Source organism: Nitrospirillum bahiense, assembly GCF_007828025.1.
In the GTDB taxonomy this organism is placed as follows: Bacteria; Pseudomonadota; Alphaproteobacteria; order Azospirillales; family Azospirillaceae; genus Nitrospirillum; species Nitrospirillum amazonense.
Genome location: NZ_VITO01000015.1, coordinates 1 through 18,890, shown reverse-complemented (window position 1 = coordinate 18,890; position 18,890 = coordinate 1). Strand labels below are relative to the sequence as shown.

The following is an 18,890-nucleotide window of genomic DNA, read 5'->3' as shown; positions in this document are numbered from 1 at the left end:
CCCGCCGCCAAGAGGCCGGGGCGTGTCTTGTCGTGCCTGGTGATCAGGGGGCGCCGGCGATCTGCCGGACCATGTCGCGGATCACATCCCGCCGGTCGCGTGCGCCGGTGCGGAAGACCCGCATGCTGGGAAACCAGGGCCGCGCGCCCGTGCCCAGGCAGGTCACGTCCAGCTCCCCCGCCAAGCGCCAGACCGGTACCCCCAGGGCGCCGGCCAACTCACCCGTGGCGGTGGGCGCGGTAATCACCAGATCGAGGCAGGAGAGCAGGGCGGTCAGCCCCTCCAGGTCGTCGCGCTGGTCCAGGTCCGGGAAATGGCACGGCGCCAGGGCGCCCAAGGCCGCCCGCTCCCCCGCCGTGTCGCCATACATCAGCGTAATGGTGGTCACCCCTGGCAGGGCCAGCAGCGGCGTCCAATCCGCCAGATCCGACTGCCGTCCGGCGCGGCTTTCGATCGCCAAGCCGCTGCGCCAGCACAGGCCCACCTTCAGGGTGCGCGGCCCATCCCCATCCAGGTCCGCCAGGCGGCGGCGCCAGCGGGCCACCAGATCATCCCGCGCCCGCAGGTAGCCCGCCGGCCCCCTGAAATCCGGTCCCATGAAATCCGCCCTCATGAAATCCGGCAAGTGGCCGCGCAGCAGGCCAGGCAAGGAGCCCGCCGCCGCCTGGGCCACGGCCCGGCCTTCCGCCGGATCGGGCGCCGCCCCCGCGCCCCGCGCCTCCGCCACCACCTGGGCGCCGGGAAAGGCCCGGCCGAACAGGCCCACCAGGCGGGGATCGCAGCGCACCACCGCCGATCCGGCGGCCGTGATCGCGGCGGCGTAGCAGGTCGCGAACATCAGCTCATCCCCCAGGCCCTGTTCCCGCCAGATCAGCAGGGGGCCGTCCAGCCGCTGGCCCCGCCAGGCCGGCAGGGCGGGAGCGGCACGGAAGCGCTGCGGCTCGGCGGCCAGGCGGACACCGTAGCCTGCCCAGCCATCGGCCAGATCCCCCCGCGCCAGGTCCAGGTTGGCCCGGCCGAACACCAGGCGGGCATCGTTGGGATGGGCCTGCACGGCGGCGGCCCAGGCCTCGGCGGCACCCCTGAGGTCGCCCAGCGCCTGCAAGGCCGCCGCCTGGGTGTACAGCGCCTCCGCCTGCGCCGGCTCGGCCGCCAGGGCCCGGCGGCTGGCGGCCAGCGCCAGGCCGGGGCGGCCCTGGGCCATGAGGATGGACGCCAGGTTGACATGGCCGTTGACCAGGCCGGGGTCCAGGGCCAGTGCGGCGCGGGCCGCATCCTCCGCCTCCGCCAGCCGGTCCAGCGCGCGCAGCACCGCCGCCAGGTTGCTGTGGCACACGGCGTCCCCGGGCGACAGGCGCAGGGCCATGCGCAGCACAGGCTCGGCCTGGGGCACGCGGCCCAGGCGGCGCAGCGCCACGCCCCACAGGGTGAACAGGCCCAGGTCCGCCGCCTCATCCGGGCGCGCCCTGGCGGCGGCCAGGGCCAGCACGGGCTCCGCCTCCGCCGGCCGGTCCAGCGCCAGCAGCACGCGTCCGGCCAGCGCCAACCAGCCGGGCGTGCGCGCGCGCGCCGCCAACGCCGGGCGGCACAGCACCCAGGCCGCGTCCGCCCGCCCCGCCGCCAGCAGGGACGCCGCCGCGGCCAGGGACGGGTCGTTCCCGCCCCCGTCGTCGCTCAGCCCTTGCTTATTCTGCCCAACGGGGCGCGGTCGCGTCAGGTTCATGGATGTGCCGCCCCTTGTCATCAGTGCCCACTTCCCCTCACGAGCGGCGGCGGGCAAGCCGTCGCGGGGCCGTATGCCGCCGCCCGGCCCCCTGGGGTGGGCAAAATGTGCCGGGCGCGCCTGAAACCACGCGCCGCCGGAAACCCCAGGGTTTCCGCCAGTTTTGCGAACGTCACCGACGCGGACCGCCTCTCGACTAGGAAAAATCTGCCGGCAGGCAATACATGACCAGTAAAATTCTGCCCAGTTAAATACTCGACATCTTCATGTTCGAGATTAACCAAACGACGGTGAAGCATATAAGCCGGCCCACGACTTCCTGGCCCGCAACTTTTTTTTGGAACCGTCAAAAAAAGTGCGCCCGCTTCTGTGAGGGCCGGCGTTGAACCGATCGAAAGCCAATTCCGGCCCGAGGTCCCATTCCAGGGCCCGGCGCACTGGCGGAGGACGGAGAGGTCGGATCATGACGACGGTCAGCAGCACCAGTTCCAGCAGCAGCGCCAGCACGACGGGCACCACGTCGTCCTCCTCGTCCACCAGCTCGCTGGGCGACTTCACCACCATGCTTACCCTGCTGCTGAAGGAGTTGCAGACGCAGGACCCGACCAGCCCCATGGACACCAGCACCTTCACGACCCAGCTGGTGCAGATGTCCAGCCTGGAGGCGCAGCAGGCGTCCAACACCCTGCTGGAAGGCATCAGCAGCTCGCTCAGCAGCTTCACCGGCAGCTATCCGGCCTACAGCTACCTGGGCCAGACGGTGTCGACCGACAGCGACGAGGCGCCCTTGCAGGATGGCTCCGCCATCTGGAGCTACACCCTGCCGTCCGACGCCGACAGCGTCAGCTACACGGTCAGCGACAGCAGCGGCAACGTCGTCTACTCCGGCACGGGCAGCACCAGCGCCGGGACCAACTACATCACCTGGAAGGGCACCGAGACGGATGGCGGCACCGCCACCTCGGGCACCTATACCCTGTCCCTGACCGCCACCACCGACAACGCCGCCAGCAGCGTCAGCGCCTACGGCGTCGGCAAGGTCACGGGCGTCGACACCTCCACCGGCACGGCCAAGCTGACGCTGGGAAGTTACGAGATCGCCATGGACGACGTGACGTCAATCCTTTGATCCATAACGACTTTCCCAGCTGCCGGCCGCACCGCCGCCTCGCCCGCAAGGAAACACGGCAATGAGCATCTTCAGCGCCCTGAACACCGCCACCTCGGCCCTGTACGCCCAGTCCAAGGCGTTCACCTCCATCTCCAGCAACATCTCCAACTCGTCGAGCACGGGCTACAAGGCGACCGACACCTCGTTCACCGCCCTGCTGACCGACAGCCAGACCAGCTCCGCCGACTATGGCGGGGTCATCGCCGGCACAACGCAGACGGTCAGCAGCCAGGGCGACATCACCTCCACCGACGTCACCACCAACCTGGCGCTGGATGGCGACGGCATGTTCGTGGTGAACGACGGCAGCAGCACCCAGGCCTACTACACCCGCGACGGCAGCTTCAGCGAGAACAACAGCGGCTACCTGGTGAACACCGAGGGCTTTTACCTGGAAGGCTGGGCCACGGACGACAGCGGCAACATCCTGGCCACCAACCGCAGCGACACGGCCAGCCTGGAAAAGATCAACCTGGACGACATCTCCGGCTCGCCCAAGGCGACGACCAAGGTGACCAGCAGCCTGAACCTGCCCTCCGACGCCACGGTGGGCAGCAGCTACACCACCGATACCGAGGTGTACGACAGCCTGGGCAACAGCAGCACGGTCACCATGACCTGGACCAAGACCGGCACCAACACCTGGGAGCTGGACGCCTCCAACCCCGTGTCGGCCACCGACGGGTCCACGGTCACCGGCACCACCAGCGGCACGCCCGTCAGCCTGGTGTTCAACAGCGACGGCTCGCTGGCCTCGCCCACCACCGACATCCAGTTGGGCATCACGGGGTGGAGCAGCGGCGCCACCGACAGCACCATCACCCTGGACTATGGCGAGAACGGCGGCAGCGGGTCCATCACCCAGTATGCCAGCGGGTCGACCACCCCCAGCGTCACCACCACCGGCACGCCCAAGCAGGACGGCTACGCCAAGGGCACGCTAAGCAGCGTGGACATCAACACCGACGGCAGCGTCGTCGCCAACTTCGACAACGGCCAGTCCAAGACGGTCTACAAGATCCCGGTGGCCACCTTCGCCAACGCCGACGGCCTCACGGCCGTGTCCGGCCAGACCTACGCCCAATCCACAGCGTCGGGCACCTACTCCCTGAAGGAAGCGGGCAGCGACGGCGCCGGCACCATCGAGTCCAAGTCGCTGGAAAGCTCCAACGTCGACGTGTCGGATGAGCTGAGCCGCATGATCTACGCGCAGCAGGCCTACTCGGCCGCCGCCAAGGTGGTCTCCACCGCCCAGGACATGATGGACACCCTGCTCCAGGCCAAGCGGTAAGGGGAAGGCGCCATGAACCCGTACGTCCCCCTCGTCGCCCAGTCGATCCACCAGCCGGCGGCGGACGGCCCCGCCGCCGGCTCTTCCGCCTTCGACCCCACACGCCTGGACCGCCTGCTGCGCGAGGGCAAGCGGCTGAACGCGGCCGTGCGCTCCGCCCTCACGCCCGGTGTGCGGGTGGGCGGCCATATCCGCCGCGCCGCCCAGCTGGCCCTGATCGACGACCTGATCCGCTACCAGGAACGGCTGGAGCGGGCCCTGGCCGAGCTGCGACCCCTGATCGAGGTGCAGCAGCAGCGGGCTCGGGCCCTGACGCTCTATTCGCGCGCGCTCAACAACGCCTACCTGCCCTCCTACCGCCGGGGTACGCGATGAGCAGCTTCCTGTCCCGCCTGTTCGCCACGCCGGCGCCCGAGCCCGCCATCACCGTGGCGGAACCGGTGCCGCAGACGGCTCCCGCCCTGCCCACCCCGCCGCCCGGCGGCACGCAGTTCCCGGTGGCGCTGATCGAGGCCTTCGCCGCCTTCCAGGCCGCGGCAAGCCAGCCCGAGGCCAGCCTGGAGCGGCGGCGCGCCATGTATACCGCGCTGAAGCACCTGCGCGAGGCGGAGGCCGTGGCCCGCGTGACCCTGTCCCAGGTGGCGGCCCAGAAGGGCGGCCAGGGCCGCGCCGCCACCGGCCGCCACTGGGCGCCGCAGCTGCAGGGCCTGATGGCGGAAATGGCGGCGCTGCAGGCCGGCATGGCGGCGGAGCTGAAGGGCCGCCGCTCGCGCCTGCAGGGCCTGCTGCACGTGACGCGCGAACGGACGCAGGACGTGCGCGGCTATTACCCGGGGCGCGGCCGACAGGTGCGCGTGGACGCCTACCAGGCGCGCCACTGCGTGCAGTTCACCGCCTGAAAGGACGCCATCCCATGTCGCTCCGCACCGCTGGATCCATCGCCCAATCCGCCCTGACCGCGACGCAGACGGCCATCACCGTCACCAGTGCCAACACCGCCAACGTCAGCACCGACGGCTATACCAAGAAGACGGCCAACCAGACCGCCGTCACCGTCAACGGCCAGGCGTCCGGCGTCAGCGTCAGCAGCGTCACGCGGGATGTGGACCAGTACCTGCTGCGCCAGGTGGTGTCCTCCACCTCGGCCAACAGCCAGGCCAGCACGCTCAGCAGCTATATGGCCAGTGTGGACAGCGCCTACGGCACCGTGTCGGGCAGCACCTCCATCGCCGACGTTATCGACAGCGTGACCAGCGATCTGTCCACGCTGGCGTCCGGCAACGGCACCGACACGGACAAGGCGTCCACCGTGACCGCGCTGGAAACCATGGCCAGCACCATTTCCGAGGCGTCCAGCACGGTACAGGGCCTGCGCGCCGAGGCGGACGGCGACATCGCCAGCGATGTGGACGCGGCCAACACCGCCATCACCACCATCGCTAGCCTGAACAAGCAGATCGTCGCCGCCAAGGCCGCCGGCCAGTCCACCGCCGATTTGGAGGATGAGCGCGACACCCAGCTGAAGACCCTGTCCAGCTATCTGGGCGTCAGCTACACGGTGGATGACACCGGCGCCATGCAGGTGTCGACATCCTCCGGCCAGGTACTGGTGGGCAGCACGGCGCACACGTTGAGCTACACCGCGGCCAGCAGCGTCGACGCCAGCACGACCTATCCCACGGGCTTCAGCGCGCTGAGCGTGGACGGCACCGACGTCACCGGCAGCGTGAAGTCCGGGGCCATCGGCGCCCTGATCACCCTGCGCGACGACACGCTGGTGGACCAGCAGACCCGTCTGGACAACTTGGCCAGCACCCTCATCAGCACGGTCAACACCGTGTCCAACCAGGGCACCAGCTATCCGGCCGCGACCTCGCTGACCGGCACGGCGACGGTGAGCGCCAGCGACAGCCTGTCGGGCACCGGCACGCTACGCCTGGTGGCGGTGGACAGCGGCGACGACGCGGCCGCCGTGCTGGACGTCGACCTCAGCGGCGTGTCCACGGTGCAGGACCTGCTGGACACCATCAACGCCAGCGGCAACTTCACCGCCAGCATCACCAGCGACGGCCACCTGACCATCGCCGCCGCCGACAGCAGCGACGGCATCGCCGTGAACGAGATGGACAGCAGCGTGGGCGCCGGCAAAGAGGGCGCCTCGCTTTATTTCGGGCTGAACGACGTGCTGACCGGCACCGGCGCCAGCGACATCGCCGTGAACAGCAGCCTGGCCGCCGACAGCTCGCTGCTGCCCACCGGCACCCTGTCGGACAGCAGCAGCCTGGCGGTGGGCGACAGCGCCATCACCTCGGGCGACGTCAGCACCATCACGGCACTGGAGGACGCCTTCACCGGCACGCAGAGCTTCAGCAGCGCCGGTGGCCTGGCCAAGGCCACCACCACCCTGTCGGGCTACGCTTCCACCATCATCAGCAGTGCGGCCACCGCCGCGGCCACGGCCAGCACCAAGGCCGACACCGCCAGCTCCACCCTGGACGACGCCACGACGGCGCTCAGCTCCCAATCCGGCGTCAGCCTGGATGAGGAGACGGCCATGGTCTCAACCCTGGAGCAGGCGTACCAGGCGGCCGCCAAGATCATGTCGACGCTGCAGGAAATGTTCACCGCCACCATCGAGATGGTCAACTGAGGGGCCCGCCGATGAACCGGATATCGACCGCCGGCGCGCACGCCGCCCTGGTCCAATACATGCTGAAGAACGAATCCGCGCTGAACAGCGCGGAGGTGCAGGAGGCCACCAGCGCCAAGGCCACGACCTATGCCGGCCTGTCCACCGCCGGGGGCAACGTCAAGCTGCTGGTCAACCTGGAAAGCGAGGTCAGCTATTCCAGCACCCTGATCACCAACGCCGACAACGCCGTCACCAAGATCGACGCCATCGCGTCCGACATCACCAGCATCTCCAGCATCGCCACCAGCCTGAAGACGGCCATCAGCGAGGCCATGTCCACCGACCAGACCAGCCGCTCGACCTATCAGGAGGAGGCATCGGGCTGGCTGACCGACGTGGCGTCCATCCTGAACGACACCTATGGCGGCCAGTACCTGTTCGGCGGCAGCGACACCAACCACGCGCCCGTATCGGTGGACAGTTCCACCTACCCTGCCCAGACCTCATCCAGCAGCGCCGACACCAGCTATTACAGCGGCAACGACACCCTGGCGACCGTGCGCCTGTCGTCCACGCAAAGCGTCAGCTATGGCGTCACCGCCGGCGACCCATCCATCGAGAAGCTGATGCGGGCCATGAGCATGATCAGCAACACCAACCCGCTGGACGACACCACCCTCACCACCGCCCTGGACCTGGTGAACGATGCGTCCGACGGCTTGAGCGACATTGGCCAAACATTGTCCGATACATCGTCCAGAATACAGAAGGCATCAAGCCATCTATCCGATATAAATTCCTTCGCCACCACACAAAGCAGCGACTTGAAAAGTGTCGATCTGGCGGAGGTGTCAACAACGGTGACGACACTACAGACGTCATTAGAGGCGACGATGCAGGCTATTGCCGCCTCACAGAAAATGAGTCTCGCGAACTACCTGTGATGACTCAAAATTTTTCGCAAAATAGCGAAAAAAAGTGCGCCCGCTTTCATCTGACCTGCCGTTGAACCGTGTGAGGGGGAGTACGGCCCGGCCGCAAAAGGCGACCGCCCCACGAACCTCTCGCCAACCACATGGAGGTCCATGATGCCTGTCGTCACCACCAACACAGCGGCGAATTCCGCCCTGCGCTACCTGAACACCAACTCCGAGGCGGAATCGTCCTCGGTTTCCAAGATCGCGTCCGGTTCCCGCATCACCAAGGCGTCGGACGACGCCGCCGGCTTGGCGGTCGGCACCAAGATCCAGTCCGACGTCACCATGCTGAACCAGGCATCGACCAACGCCTCGAACGGAGAGTCCATCCTGCAGGCGGCGGACGGCGGCATGGCCCGCATCTCCGACATCCTGCAGCGCATGGAATCGCTGGCCACCGAATCCGTCTCGGGCACCGTGACGGACACGGAGCGCGGCTACATCGACGCCGAGTACCAGCAGCTGACGGACGAAGTGGACAGCATCTCCACGGGCACCCGCTTCAACAGCCAGAGCCTGCTGGACGGCACCGGCTCATGGTCCTCCGGCGTCACCTTCCTGGTGGGCACGGCGACCACGGACACGATCACCATCACCCTGACCACGGTGGACAGCAGCGCCCTGGGCCTGACCGGCTCCAGCGTCTCGACCTCCGACGGCGCCACCTCGGCCATCACCACCATCAAGTCGGCGATCAGCGCGCTGTCGACCGCCCGCGCCAAGGTGGGCGCCCAGATCTCCCGCTTCGAATACCAGGGCGAGATGATCTCCACCTCGATCGAGAACCAGGAGGCGGCCCAGTCCGCCATCATGGACGTCGACGTGGCGTCGGAACAGACCAAGCTGTCCAACGAGGACACCCTGGTCCAGGCCGGCATCAACGCGCTGGCCAAGGCCAACCAGCTGCCGTCCGAGCTGCTGAAGCTGCTGCAGTAAGGACTGAACGGGGGCGCCCTCGCCGGGCGTCCCCCGTTTCCCAAGGGGTGAAAGGAAGGCCAGGGGGCAAGTCATGACATCGGTGTCCACCATCGGCAGCAGCACGTCGAGTTCGTCGACGGCCAGCACGTCCTCATCCGCGTCGTCCGTCACCGGGCTGGACTATTCGGCCCTGGTGGCCGCGGCGGTGGCCGCCAAGGAAACCCGGGCCGACACCATCGATAGCGAGATCTCGGACAACGAGTCCAAGATCTCGGCCTATGAAAATTTCCAGACGCTGCTGAACACCCTGGCGACGGCGGCGGAGGCCCTGTCCAACCCGGTTGACAGTTCCAGCACCAACCTGTTTTCCGAACGCACGGCCTATCTGTCAGGCGGCAGTTCCAGCGTCTCCGCCGACGACATGCTGGGCGTGTCGGTGGACGACGGCACCGCCACCGGCACCCACACCATCGTCATCAAGCAACTGGCGACGGCGGAAAAACTGGGCAGCAGCACCCAGACCAGCCAGACGGGCGCGCTGAACCTGTCCGGCACCTTCACCCTGGGCCTGGCCGATGGATCCACCGCCACCATCAGCGTGGCCAGCACCGACAGCCTCAAGGACATCGCCGCCGCCATCAACAAGCAGACCAGCAGCACCGACGTCTCCGCCAGCATCATCCAGGTGTCCGACGGTGCCTATGAACTGGTGCTGACGGCCAGCGACACCGGCAAGGCCATCGAGTTCACCAACGACAGCAGCGGCATCATGACCTCGCTGGGCGTCACCAACAGCGACGGCAGCTACGCCGACGAGCTGACGGCGGCGCAGGGATCGGAAATCGAGGTCGACGGCATCGACATCCAGCGCACCAGCAACGTCATCAGCGACGTGCTGTCGGGCGTGACGCTGGACCTTTATTCCAGCGACTACGACAGCAGCACGGGCACCGGCTCCACCATCACCATGGAGCTGACGGCCAATCTCAGCGCCATCAAGAGCGGCATTTCCACCTTCGTCACGGCCTACAACGCCGTGCGCAACTTCATCTCCACCCAACAGGCCACGGCCACCGACGGCAGCCCGGCCAGTTCCGCCGTGCTGTTCGCCGACAGCCAGGTGCGGTCCATCTCCACCGCGTTGCAGAACGCCCTGAACCTAACCGACGGCACCTATTCCATCTCGTCCCTGGGGCTTTCCTTCAACAGCGACAACACCTTGGCCATCGACAGCACCACGCTGGACAGCGCGCTCAGCGACAACCTCGACGATCTGGAGACCCTGCTGGGCTTCAACTACTCCACCTCCTCGACCGAGCTGTCGATGCTGCGTTCCCCCGACAGCACCGACAGCCTGAACTTCAATCTGGACATCACCATGAACGACGACGGCAGCATCGCGTCCGCCGGCGTCGGGGGCGACACCTCCCTGTTCACCATCAGCGGCTCCCGCATCATCGGCAACGATGGCACGGCATATGCAGGGATGACGCTGGTCTACCTGGGCTCCCAGAGCCAGACGATCAGCGTCAGCACCAGCAGCGGGCTGGCCGACCTGATCTACACCACTTCAGACAACGCGGGGGACACCGACAGCGGCACCCTACAGAACCAGATCGACACCCTGACGGACTACGACACGGATCTGACCAGCAAGGCCGACGACATCCGCAGCCAGGCGGAGGCCTACGGCACCCAGCTGGCCACCTACTACGCCCAGCTGGAAGCCCAGGCGCAGACGGCGGCCACCTTGCTGAAGACCCTGAAGGCGTATTCCGACGCAAGCAACAGCAGCAGTTGACGCGCCGGCGGTTCCGCCGGCGCCGGCCGGAGGGACATCCCAGCACCCACCCTTCCCACCAGAGAGTGAAAAGAGCGGCCATGAACCACACCGCGTACCAGCGTGCCTCCAGCGCCTATGGATCGGCCAAGCAGACCCTGCCCCCCCACAAGCTGGTGGAGGCGCTGCAGGACCGCGCGCTGCAGTTGTGCACCTCCGCCGAGCGCCACGCCACCGCCGGCCAGTTCGACCGCTTCCATACCGACATCGTGCATGCGATCCGCATCTACACCGGCCTGCAGGTGGTCATGACCAACCAGGTGGGCGGCCCCAGCGGCAAGGCGCTGAGCCAGCTCTATGGCGCCTTCATCCTGGCGCTGGGCCGGGCGGCGGGCGGCCGCGACGTGCCCGGCCGCGTGCGCCGCATCCAGGAACGCCTGGCGCTGCACCGGCGGCTGTGGGCGAAGCCGCCCAAGAATTGAGGAATATGCGGCCAGGGTATGCCGTTTCGGGGAACAACCGACGGGCTTCCGCCCCGTTTAACCTACACCATCCGCAGGTCCGCGCAGGGCGCGCGGGCCGTCGGATGGGGCCCCGGGGACCATGGGGACCGCGTTCGGACAAGGCGTGTTGAGCAATGTAAACCCAGGGGCGGCGGCAGCGGCCCCCGGGCGGGCCAAAAAGACGGGCCAATAAGAAGAGATGGCGGTGACGATGACAAGCTCCCCTTACTCGCGCGGCGGCACCGCCGGCGCGGTCCTGAACCCAGGGACCTTGGACGCACGCGGCCGGGACGCTGGCACCCTGACCGTGCTGACGCCCATCCTGGACGGCGGCGACTTGGCCAACGCCACGGATGAGACGCTGATGGCCCTGTTGAAGACGGGGAACATCGACGCCTACCGCCTGCTGATCCGCCGATATTTCCGCCGCCTGTACGCCGTGGCCCGCCGCATCCTGCCCAACGACAGCGACGCCGAGGACGTGGTGCAGGACGCCTTCCTGCAGGTGTGGAACCATCGCGAGACCTGGCAGCCCATCAGCGCCAAGTTCACCACCTGGATCCACCGCATCGTCATCAACCGCTGTATCGACTACCGGCGTCGGCCAGCGGAAAACACGCTGGAACTGACCGAAGACATCATGGACGACAGTCAAAGCTTTGATGAAATCGTCCTTGAAAAGGAATTGGCGACAGTTTTGCACACAGCGCGGCAACGACTTCCGGCTAGTCAGCAAGTGGCGCTGGCCCTATATTACGACCAATCGATGTCCGCCGCCGAAGTGGCGGCGGCCATGAACACCACCGTCGTGGCGGCGGAGGCCCTGCTGAAGCGCGCGCGCCAGCGCCTTCGGACCGCCTTCCGCAAGACCGCCATACGGCCCCGGGATGCTTTTGATGACGCCTGAGGAACTCGACGACCTGCTGTGCCAGTACGGGGCCCAGCTTCGCGCTTGGCCGGTCGAGCACCAGCGGGCCGTCACGGCATTGCTGCGGGCCTCCCCCCAAGCCAGGGAGCGCGTGCGCGAGATGCGCCGCCTGGAGGCAATGATCGCCGACGACGCGCCGGCGCTGGAACCGCCGCCCGGCATGCTGGAGCGGGTGGAGCGGACGCTGATGGGCGCCGCACTGAAGGACTGGAAGCCAGCTGCGTCCCAGCCATTGCCAAGGGCATCGGCCCCGGGCGCGTCCGCATCGGTTTTTTTTGGGCCTTCCGGGGCGGCACGCGCCCAGCCGCCATCGTCCGCCGCCGCCAACAGCGACACGGATCAGATCCCACCCGCCCGAGGGCGGCGGCAGGTCCCCGAACCCCATCGCGACTGATCCCCGGCGCCCCGGGGCGCCACCCGCCCGGCCCTCTCGCCACTGGCCGGTCGGTGGAATGCCCCGTCGCGCCCGGTCGCGCCGCTGCGGCATCCGGACGGATATGGAACCCCAATTTGGGAGGAGGAAGGTGAGCCCGCGCCTTTGGCGCCGGGCTTTGCCGGGTGATCGTTTTGCCAAGTGGCCGTTTCGAACACCACGACCCTTGCACGCGCGGACGTCGCCATCCTGTCGCCGCTTCCTGACATTTTTTTAATGCGACGGTTTCATCAGATCCCCCGGGGCGCCGCACCCCTTGATTGTCACGTTGACGTGGGCCTGCGGCATGGGCACCTTCCGGCCCAACGCTTTATCCAAAATCCGAAGAATGGGGGCTTCGAAACCATGTCCAAGCGCGCAACCGCCCTGGCCCGCCGTCTGCTGGCCGGCCTCAGCCTCGGCGTCCTGATGGCGGCGGGTGCCGCCCAGGCCGACACCGTGCTGGTGACGGCCGACCATCTGGTCGACGTGCTGGCCGGCAAGGTGGTGGACCGCCCGGCGGTGCTGATCGTCGACGGCCGCATCACGGCGGTGGGCGCGCAGGGGACGGTGACGGCGCCGGCCGACGCCCGCACGGTGGCCCTGCCCGGCCTGACCCTGCTGCCCGGCCTGATCGACATGCACACCCACATGACCAGCCAGCCCACCTGGAACGGCTATGAATCGCTGGGCGTCACCACCGCCGACAAGGCCATCGCCGGGGTCGCCAACGCCAAGGTCACGCTGATGGCCGGCTTCACCGCCGTGCGCAACGTGGGCGCCGACGCCTTCACCGACGTGGCCCTGCGCAACGCCATCGACAGCGGCCTGGTGCCCGGCCCGCGCATGAAAGTGTCCGGCCCCCTGCTGGGCGCCACCGGCGGCCATTGCGATGAGAACCTGCTGCCCGCCGACTATGGCCGCGTGGGCGAGGGTGTGGCCGACAGCCCCTGGGGCATGGTGCAGAAGGTGCGCTGGGTGAAGAAGTTCGGCGCCGACTTGGTGAAGGTCTGCGCCACCGGCGGCGTGCTGTCCAAGGGCGACAGCCCCGGCGCGCAGCAGCTGTCGCAGGAGGAGCTGGACGCCATCGCCAAGGAGGCCCACGCCCTGGGCATGAAGGTGGCCGCCCACGCCCACGGCACCGACGGCATCAAGGCCGCCATCCGCGCCGGCATCGACACCATCGAGCATGCCAGCCTGATCGATGACGAGGGCATCGAGATGGCCAAGAAGCGCGGCACCTGGCTGGGCATGGACATCTACAACGACGACTACATCCTGGCGGAAGGCGCCAAGGTGGGCATGCTGCCGGAGAGCCTGGAGAAGGAGCGCAAGATCGGCCGCGTCCAGCGCGAGAACTTCGCCAAGGCGGTGAAGGCCGGCGCCAAGATGATCTACAGCACCGACGCCGGCGTCTATCCGCACGGCGACAACGGCAAGCAGTTCGCCAAGATGGTGCAGTGGGGCATGACCCCGCTGGAGGCCATTCGCACCGCCACCCGCAACGCGGCCGAGGCCATGGGCACCGCCCAGGACATCGGCGCCGTGGCCGTGGGCCGCTACGGCGACCTGGTGGCGGTGAAGGGCGACCCGCTGGCCGACGTCACCCTGCTGGAGCACATCCCCGTGGTGATCAAGGGCGGCGAGGTAGTTAAGGACCAGCGCTGAGTTTTTTGGTTCCCTCAGGCGGCGGGCGCGGGCATCCGCCCGCTTGCCTCACGGGCCCATTTACGAGACAGGGCCGGCAGTCGCCGGCCTGAGATGCGCGTAAGAGGATATAAGCCGACACTGGCACCGGGTGGGCGAATGGGGGTAGCTTCTCCCCCGACCCCCGCCCGCTTATCCGGAGCCCCAAGCCCATGCTGACCCCCCGTCCCCTGACCGACAGCCTCAGCGTCGCCCCCCAGATCGAGGAGGCGGACTTCGCCCAGGCCAAGGCGCTGGGCTTCCGCACCATCATCAACAACCGCCCCGACGGGGAAGAGCCGGGGCAGCTGACCTCCGCCCGGGGGGCCGAGCTGGCCAAGGAGGCCGGCCTGGACTACGTCTACCTGCCGGTCAACCAGTCGAACCTGGGCCCGCAGACGGCGGCTGCCTTTGCCGAGGCCCTGGCCAAGCTGCCGGGCCCCGTGCTGGCCCACTGCCGGTCCGGCACGCGCAGCACCATCCTGTGGTCGCTGGGCGCCGCCGCCAACGGGACGCCGGTGAACGAGATCATCGAGGCCGCCGGCCGCCAGGGCTACGACCTGAGCCCCTATGCCGGCGCCCTGGAAAGCCTGGCGCGCGGCTGAGCTTGATTCCATCCGCCGATTAATCGTCAACATTGATCAACATAGACACATGACCCGCCGCATCCCCCTGGCGCTGGCCGCCCTGCTGGCCGCCGCCCCGATCGTCGTAACCGCCCTCTGCGTCACCGCCCTGCCGGCGGCGGCGCAAGGTTCCGCCTGCACCCGCCCAGACCGCCCCAAGCTGCCCCCCGGCAAGAAGTCCAAGGGCCCGGAGATGGAGGCGGCGGAGAAGAAGGTGGGCGACTACACCACCAAGATGACCGCCTACCTGAAGTGCCTGGACAAGGCCAAGACTGACGCCATGACCGAGCACAAGGGCGTGATCGAGGAATGGAACGGCGTCATCGACGCCTACAAGAAGAACCCCGGCTGAAAGTCGGGCCCGCCGCCAGCCAGGCCACGACCGTTCCTTTAGACCGAACGGTACAATGCCAACAAAGCGTTGGATAGATCGGTCATCCTGCTTCTCAATAGGCCGGACAACCATGCCGGGACACACGGTCCCGGCCATGGCGCCATCCATTGAGGAGGGGTCGGAACCATGGACCAAGGCCATCGGGTTCCCATGATCGGCAGGCGGGGGTTCATCGCGGGTGCCGCCGCCCTGGGCGCGCTGCACCACCCCACCGGGGCGCTGGGCGCCATGGCGCGCGACGCGGATGAGGCCGTGTTCACCACCGCCTTCCCGCAAAAGGGGCGGATGATCCTGCAGCGGACCCGCCCGCCCTTGCTGGAAACGCCGTTCGAGGTGTTCGACCAGGGCGTCTTCACCCCCAACGACCGGTTCTTCGTGCGCTGGCACTGGGCGGGCATTCCCGAACAGGTGGACGTGGCCACCTTCACGCTGAAGGTGCATGGCCATGTGGACCGGCCCCTGACCCTGGGCCTGGGTGATCTGTTGGCCATGCCCCGCATCGAGTACGCGGCGGTCAACCAATGCTCCGGCAACTCCCGCAGCCTGTTCAGCCCCCGCGTCGGCGGGGCCCAGTGGCGGCACGGGGCCATGGGCAACGCCCGCTGGGTGGGCGTGCCGCTGAAGGCCGTGCTGGACCGGGCCGGCGTCAAGGCCGGCGCCGTGGCCATCCGCGCCCGGGGCCTGGATGAGCCCGTCGTGCCCGACGCCCCCGGCTTCGCCAAGTCCCTGGCCATCGACCACGCCCGGGATGGCGAGGTCATGATCGCCTTCCAGATGAACGGGGAGCAATTGCCCCTGCTGAACGGCTTCCCCCTGCGGCTGGTGGTGCCGGGCTGGTATTCCACCTACTGGGTCAAGATGCTGAGCGACATCGAGGTGCTGGACGCGCCGGATGACCAGTACTGGACCAAGGTCGCCTACCGCATCCCCGACACGCCGCACGCGTCGGTGGCGCCGGGGCAGGCCGGCTATGCCCAGGTTCCCATCAACCGCATGGTCCCCCGGTCCTTCATCACCAACCTGGTGGACGGCGCGCAGGTGGCGGCGGGCAAGCCCCTGGCCCTGCGCGGCCTGGCCTTCGGCGGCGACCAGGGCGTGGCGGCGGTGGAGGTGTCCGCCGACGGCGGCGCCACCTGGCGCCGGGCGCACCTGGGCCAGGACGAGGGGCGCTACAGCTTCCGCCAATGGCACCTCACCACGATCAACCCAGCCGCAGGCCCAGTGCGGCTGATGGTCCGCTGCACCAACACCGCCAGGGAGGTCCAGCCCCTGGAAGCCAACTGGAACCCCAACGGCTTCATGCGCAACGTGGTCGAGACGACCACGCTGACGGCCGCCTGACGGAGGAGGTCGCACGATGAATCGCACCTGGATTTTGGCCATCGCCGCCGCCGGCCTTGCCGCGCCCGCCTTCGCCGCATCCGACGCCACCACGGTCACGGGGCCCGGCGGCGTCACCCTGCGGTCCGTGACGGTGGATTTGCCCCAATCGGACCGCGAGTTCCCCGGCACCGACGCGGCGGCCATCAACAACAACTGCCTGACCTGCCATTCGGCCGGCATGGTGTTGAGGCAGCCCCCCTTCCCGCAGGAGAAGTGGGCGGAAATCGTGAACAAGATGATCCAGACCTACAAGGCGCCCATAGACGCCGCCGACGTGCCGGCCATCGTCGATTATCTGGCGAAGCGGTAGGACGGCCAGGCCAACGATCCTGTGGCAATCGCGGGCGTGATGCCTGATCTTGTCGGCCCCGCCGCCGACCCAGGTTGCCAGTACCGTGATTCGACACCGTGTTCTGCCCACCATCGCCACCGCCCTCCTGCTGGCATCCCCGGCCCTGGCGGCCGCCCCATGCGCCACGGCGGGCAAGCGCACGGAACGGATGATCTGCGCTAGCCCGGCGCTGCGGGCCGAGGATGCGGAGATCGCGCGCCTGTACAAGCGAGCCCTGGCCAAGGCGGGCGCGCACGCGGCAGCCGTGATCGCCGAGCAGGCGCGCTGGCTGGCGACGCGTGACCGGCTGTGTGGCGACCTGGCGCCAGCGGATGATGAACGGGCGCGCACCTGCCTGGCCCGCGCGCTGCCCCTGCGCCGGGCGGCCCTGGCCGTGCGGGCGGCCAAGCCGGACCAGCCCTTCTGCGACCGCGCCGCCGCCACCCTGGCCACCGCGCGCGGGCTGGACGGTGGCCCGCCCGTGGGCGATCTGGATGAGCAGCTCATCGGCGCCGGCCTGCTGACCCCGGCGCCGGAGCAGGAACTGACCCAGGCGTGGCGTGACCGGCTACCGCCGGAGGCGACGCAGGACGCCGGCGACCAGATGGCCGTGGTGCCCTTCGGCCGCGCCCATGTGGCGGTGACGGCGCTGGACGATGCCGCCTCCTGCACCAGCTTCAGCGTCCATTGGCTGGACACGGCCGGCAACGGTGGCCCTGCCCTGCCGCCGCCCGAGGCCCGCCCGGCGGACAAGCCGGCCTATTGCTGGTCGGAGACCGCGGGCTTCGGCCAGGACGCCACCGGCGCCGCGGTCTTCTTCGCCCAGGATTCCGGGCCCAGCCGGCCCATGGCCCGTCCCATCCATGCCGAGGTCCGCATCCACCCCGTGCATCGCGACCGCTGGGGGGCGGCCTGCCGCATCGAGGCGACCTACCAGACCGAGTTCCGCCTGGGCGACGGCCGCTGCGCCGCCGACGCCGCGACCTGCAAGGCCCTGGCCGAGGCCACCCCGCGCTGGGCCACCGCCCTGGCCGCCAGCCCCTGGTCCATCGGCGCCGACCATCCACCGGGCCGCCCCGACTATCCCGCCCTGGACGGCCTGGTGCCCTACACCGGCCCCTTCGTCCCCGCCTTCCTGACCATCCCCAGCGTCAAGGGCTGGACCTACACCGGCCTGCCCAATTTCGAGGAGGAGGCGCCCCTGCTGCACTGGCAGAGCCCCGGCGGCCCCCTGATCCTGCGCCTGTCGCCCGGCATGCTGAACTGGCGCCCCGGCCCCATGATCCTAGGCGCCTGGCGGCGGGAGGGCGACACCCTGACCCCGGTGGCGGCCTACACCATCAACCAGGTGCGGGTGGGGAAGCAGAACGTCGCGGCCACATCGCCGGGACGTTAGATGCCCCTCAAGCCCATTGGTGGCTCAAATCCAATGAATGACTCTCCCGGTAGTTGTGGCACTGTAATCGACCTCTTTGGTTGCGGCGGATCGCGGATAGCTCGCCCGACTATGTAAAACCAGGTGGAGATTTTTATGGCCAATCAAGGGAAATACATAAACGTTCCGGTGCTAGCCGACCAGTTACCGATCGTCGAGAAAGTCGTGCGTCCGGTCAAGATTGGCGAGAAGGTCGAGAGAGTTAAGAAGCACTTGCTCAGCAGCGAGTATGAGGATGTCGTAAAGCCCATATTCGAGGATCAGGTCGTCGAAGTTCCAACGGGTGAAACGTCCGCCTATTGGGCCGACTACGTTGCTCTGTGCCAGTCCATGGATAAGACTATGAACAGTCTTGATGCCGAGGGCTATGATGTCGTGCAGATCACTCCCATAACCGTGGCCGGGCACCGCCACCGGGCTTATTCTGATTGCTCCACGGACTGGGGATATAGTTTCACCAAGGGCGCGATCATCACCGCGAAGCGGCGGGGCTGAAAGCGAGCCATTCGGTCGCCTCCAACCATTCCCCCACCGCCCCATTTTCCAGGGGAATCGCTTGAAGTGCCTCACCCCCGTTGTCGTATGACGGTTTCGAGGTAGTCGACATTCCAGGATGCCTTTTTTCGTCGGACAGTCAGGCTTTGTTTGCCGGGTGCATTGCGTATGAGGTTCATGGCCATGTGTTTGACAACAGCCATGT

At 68.1% G+C, this 18,890-nt stretch carries 19 protein-coding genes and 1 pseudogene; 18 read left to right on the top strand and 2 right to left on the bottom strand.

Annotation, left to right across the window (positions count from 1 at the left end):
* Positions 1 to 43: 43 nt before the first annotated feature.
* Entirely contained in the window at positions 44 to 1,723 is a 1,680-nt protein-coding gene (locus tag FBZ88_RS20235) for a glycosyltransferase family protein (RefSeq protein ID WP_145618971.1), read from the bottom strand.
* Between the two features lie 463 nt (positions 1,724 to 2,186).
* Here FBZ88_RS20235 and FBZ88_RS20230 point away from each other — a divergent pair, with 463 nt between their 5' ends.
* From FBZ88_RS20230 to FBZ88_RS20145, 18 genes are all read left to right on the top strand, one after another.
* A complete protein-coding gene (locus tag FBZ88_RS20230) occupies positions 2,187 to 2,852 on the top strand; it encodes a flagellar hook assembly protein FlgD (RefSeq protein ID WP_145618970.1) in 666 nt (221 codons plus the stop codon).
* 61 nt (positions 2,853 to 2,913) lie between these two features.
* A complete protein-coding gene (gene flgE / locus FBZ88_RS20225) occupies positions 2,914 to 4,185 on the top strand; it encodes a flagellar hook protein FlgE (RefSeq protein ID WP_088873624.1) in 1,272 nt (423 codons plus the stop codon).
* A 12-nt stretch (positions 4,186 to 4,197) separates the two neighbouring features.
* A complete protein-coding gene (locus FBZ88_RS20220; protein WP_088873625.1) occupies positions 4,198 to 4,560 on the top strand; it encodes a hypothetical protein in 363 nt (120 codons plus the stop codon).
* Positions 4,557 to 5,084, top strand: a complete 528-nt coding sequence (locus FBZ88_RS20215) for a hypothetical protein (protein ID WP_145618969.1) — start codon at positions 4,557 to 4,559, stop codon at positions 5,082 to 5,084. Before FBZ88_RS20220 ends, FBZ88_RS20215 begins: the two co-directional genes overlap by 4 nt.
* A 14-nt stretch (positions 5,085 to 5,098) precedes the next feature.
* The gene (gene flgK, locus FBZ88_RS20210; protein WP_145618968.1) at positions 5,099 to 6,835 is read left to right on the top strand and encodes a flagellar hook-associated protein FlgK; all 1,737 of its coding nucleotides are present in this window, start codon (positions 5,099 to 5,101) and stop codon (positions 6,833 to 6,835) included.
* An 11-nt stretch (positions 6,836 to 6,846) separates the two neighbouring features.
* On the top strand, positions 6,847 to 7,761 hold the full coding sequence (locus FBZ88_RS20205) for a flagellin (protein WP_145618967.1): 915 nt from the start codon (positions 6,847 to 6,849) through the stop codon (positions 7,759 to 7,761).
* Positions 7,762 to 7,902: 141 nt separating this feature from the next.
* Positions 7,903 to 8,730 carry a flagellin gene (locus FBZ88_RS20200; protein WP_004273368.1) on the top strand — a complete coding sequence of 276 codons (828 nt, stop codon included), beginning with the start codon at positions 7,903 to 7,905 and terminating at the stop codon, positions 8,728 to 8,730.
* A gap of 73 nt (positions 8,731 to 8,803) precedes the next feature.
* A complete protein-coding gene (gene fliD, locus FBZ88_RS20195) occupies positions 8,804 to 10,513 on the top strand; it encodes a flagellar filament capping protein FliD (RefSeq protein WP_145618966.1) in 1,710 nt (569 codons plus the stop codon).
* A gap of 80 nt (positions 10,514 to 10,593) precedes the next feature.
* Complete coding sequence (locus FBZ88_RS20190; RefSeq protein ID WP_145618965.1) at positions 10,594 to 10,974, top strand: flagellar export chaperone FliS; 381 nt, start codon at positions 10,594 to 10,596, stop codon at positions 10,972 to 10,974.
* 232 nt (positions 10,975 to 11,206) lie between these two features.
* Positions 11,207 to 11,902 carry a sigma-70 family RNA polymerase sigma factor gene (locus tag FBZ88_RS20185; RefSeq protein ID WP_186464507.1) on the top strand — a complete coding sequence of 232 codons (696 nt, stop codon included), beginning with the start codon at positions 11,207 to 11,209 and terminating at the stop codon, positions 11,900 to 11,902.
* Positions 11,892 to 12,317 (top strand): anti-sigma factor, encoded by a 426-nt coding sequence (locus FBZ88_RS20180; protein ID WP_145618963.1) that lies wholly within the window; start codon positions 11,892 to 11,894, stop codon positions 12,315 to 12,317. The genes FBZ88_RS20185 and FBZ88_RS20180 overlap by 11 nt, the downstream gene beginning before the upstream one ends.
* 384 nt (positions 12,318 to 12,701) lie before the next feature.
* Complete coding sequence (locus FBZ88_RS20175; protein ID WP_145618962.1) at positions 12,702 to 14,003, top strand: Xaa-Pro dipeptidase; 1,302 nt, start codon at positions 12,702 to 12,704, stop codon at positions 14,001 to 14,003.
* 191 nt (positions 14,004 to 14,194) lie between these two features.
* Positions 14,195 to 14,626 (top strand): protein tyrosine phosphatase family protein, encoded by a 432-nt coding sequence (locus FBZ88_RS20170; RefSeq protein WP_211102737.1) that lies wholly within the window; start codon positions 14,195 to 14,197, stop codon positions 14,624 to 14,626.
* 49 nt (positions 14,627 to 14,675) lie between these two features.
* Complete coding sequence (locus FBZ88_RS20165) at positions 14,676 to 14,999, top strand: hypothetical protein (protein WP_145618961.1); 324 nt, start codon at positions 14,676 to 14,678, stop codon at positions 14,997 to 14,999.
* Positions 15,000 to 15,167: 168 nt separating this feature from the next.
* On the top strand, positions 15,168 to 16,382 hold the full coding sequence (locus FBZ88_RS20160; RefSeq protein ID WP_145618960.1) for a molybdopterin-dependent oxidoreductase: 1,215 nt from the start codon (positions 15,168 to 15,170) through the stop codon (positions 16,380 to 16,382).
* Between the two features lie 16 nt (positions 16,383 to 16,398).
* Positions 16,399 to 16,734 (top strand): c-type cytochrome, encoded by a 336-nt coding sequence (locus tag FBZ88_RS20155; protein ID WP_145618959.1) that lies wholly within the window; start codon positions 16,399 to 16,401, stop codon positions 16,732 to 16,734.
* 85 nt (positions 16,735 to 16,819) lie between these two features.
* On the top strand, positions 16,820 to 18,151 hold the full coding sequence (locus FBZ88_RS20150; RefSeq protein WP_145618958.1) for a lysozyme inhibitor LprI family protein: 1,332 nt from the start codon (positions 16,820 to 16,822) through the stop codon (positions 18,149 to 18,151).
* Positions 18,152 to 18,286: 135 nt separating this feature from the next.
* A complete protein-coding gene (locus FBZ88_RS20145) occupies positions 18,287 to 18,685 on the top strand; it encodes a hypothetical protein (RefSeq protein ID WP_145618957.1) in 399 nt (132 codons plus the stop codon).
* 71 nt (positions 18,686 to 18,756) lie between these two features.
* Here the strand turns inward: FBZ88_RS20145 and FBZ88_RS20140 are convergent.
* A pseudogene (locus FBZ88_RS20140) lies at positions 18,757 to 18,890 on the bottom strand (ISAs1 family transposase); the annotation flags it as partial.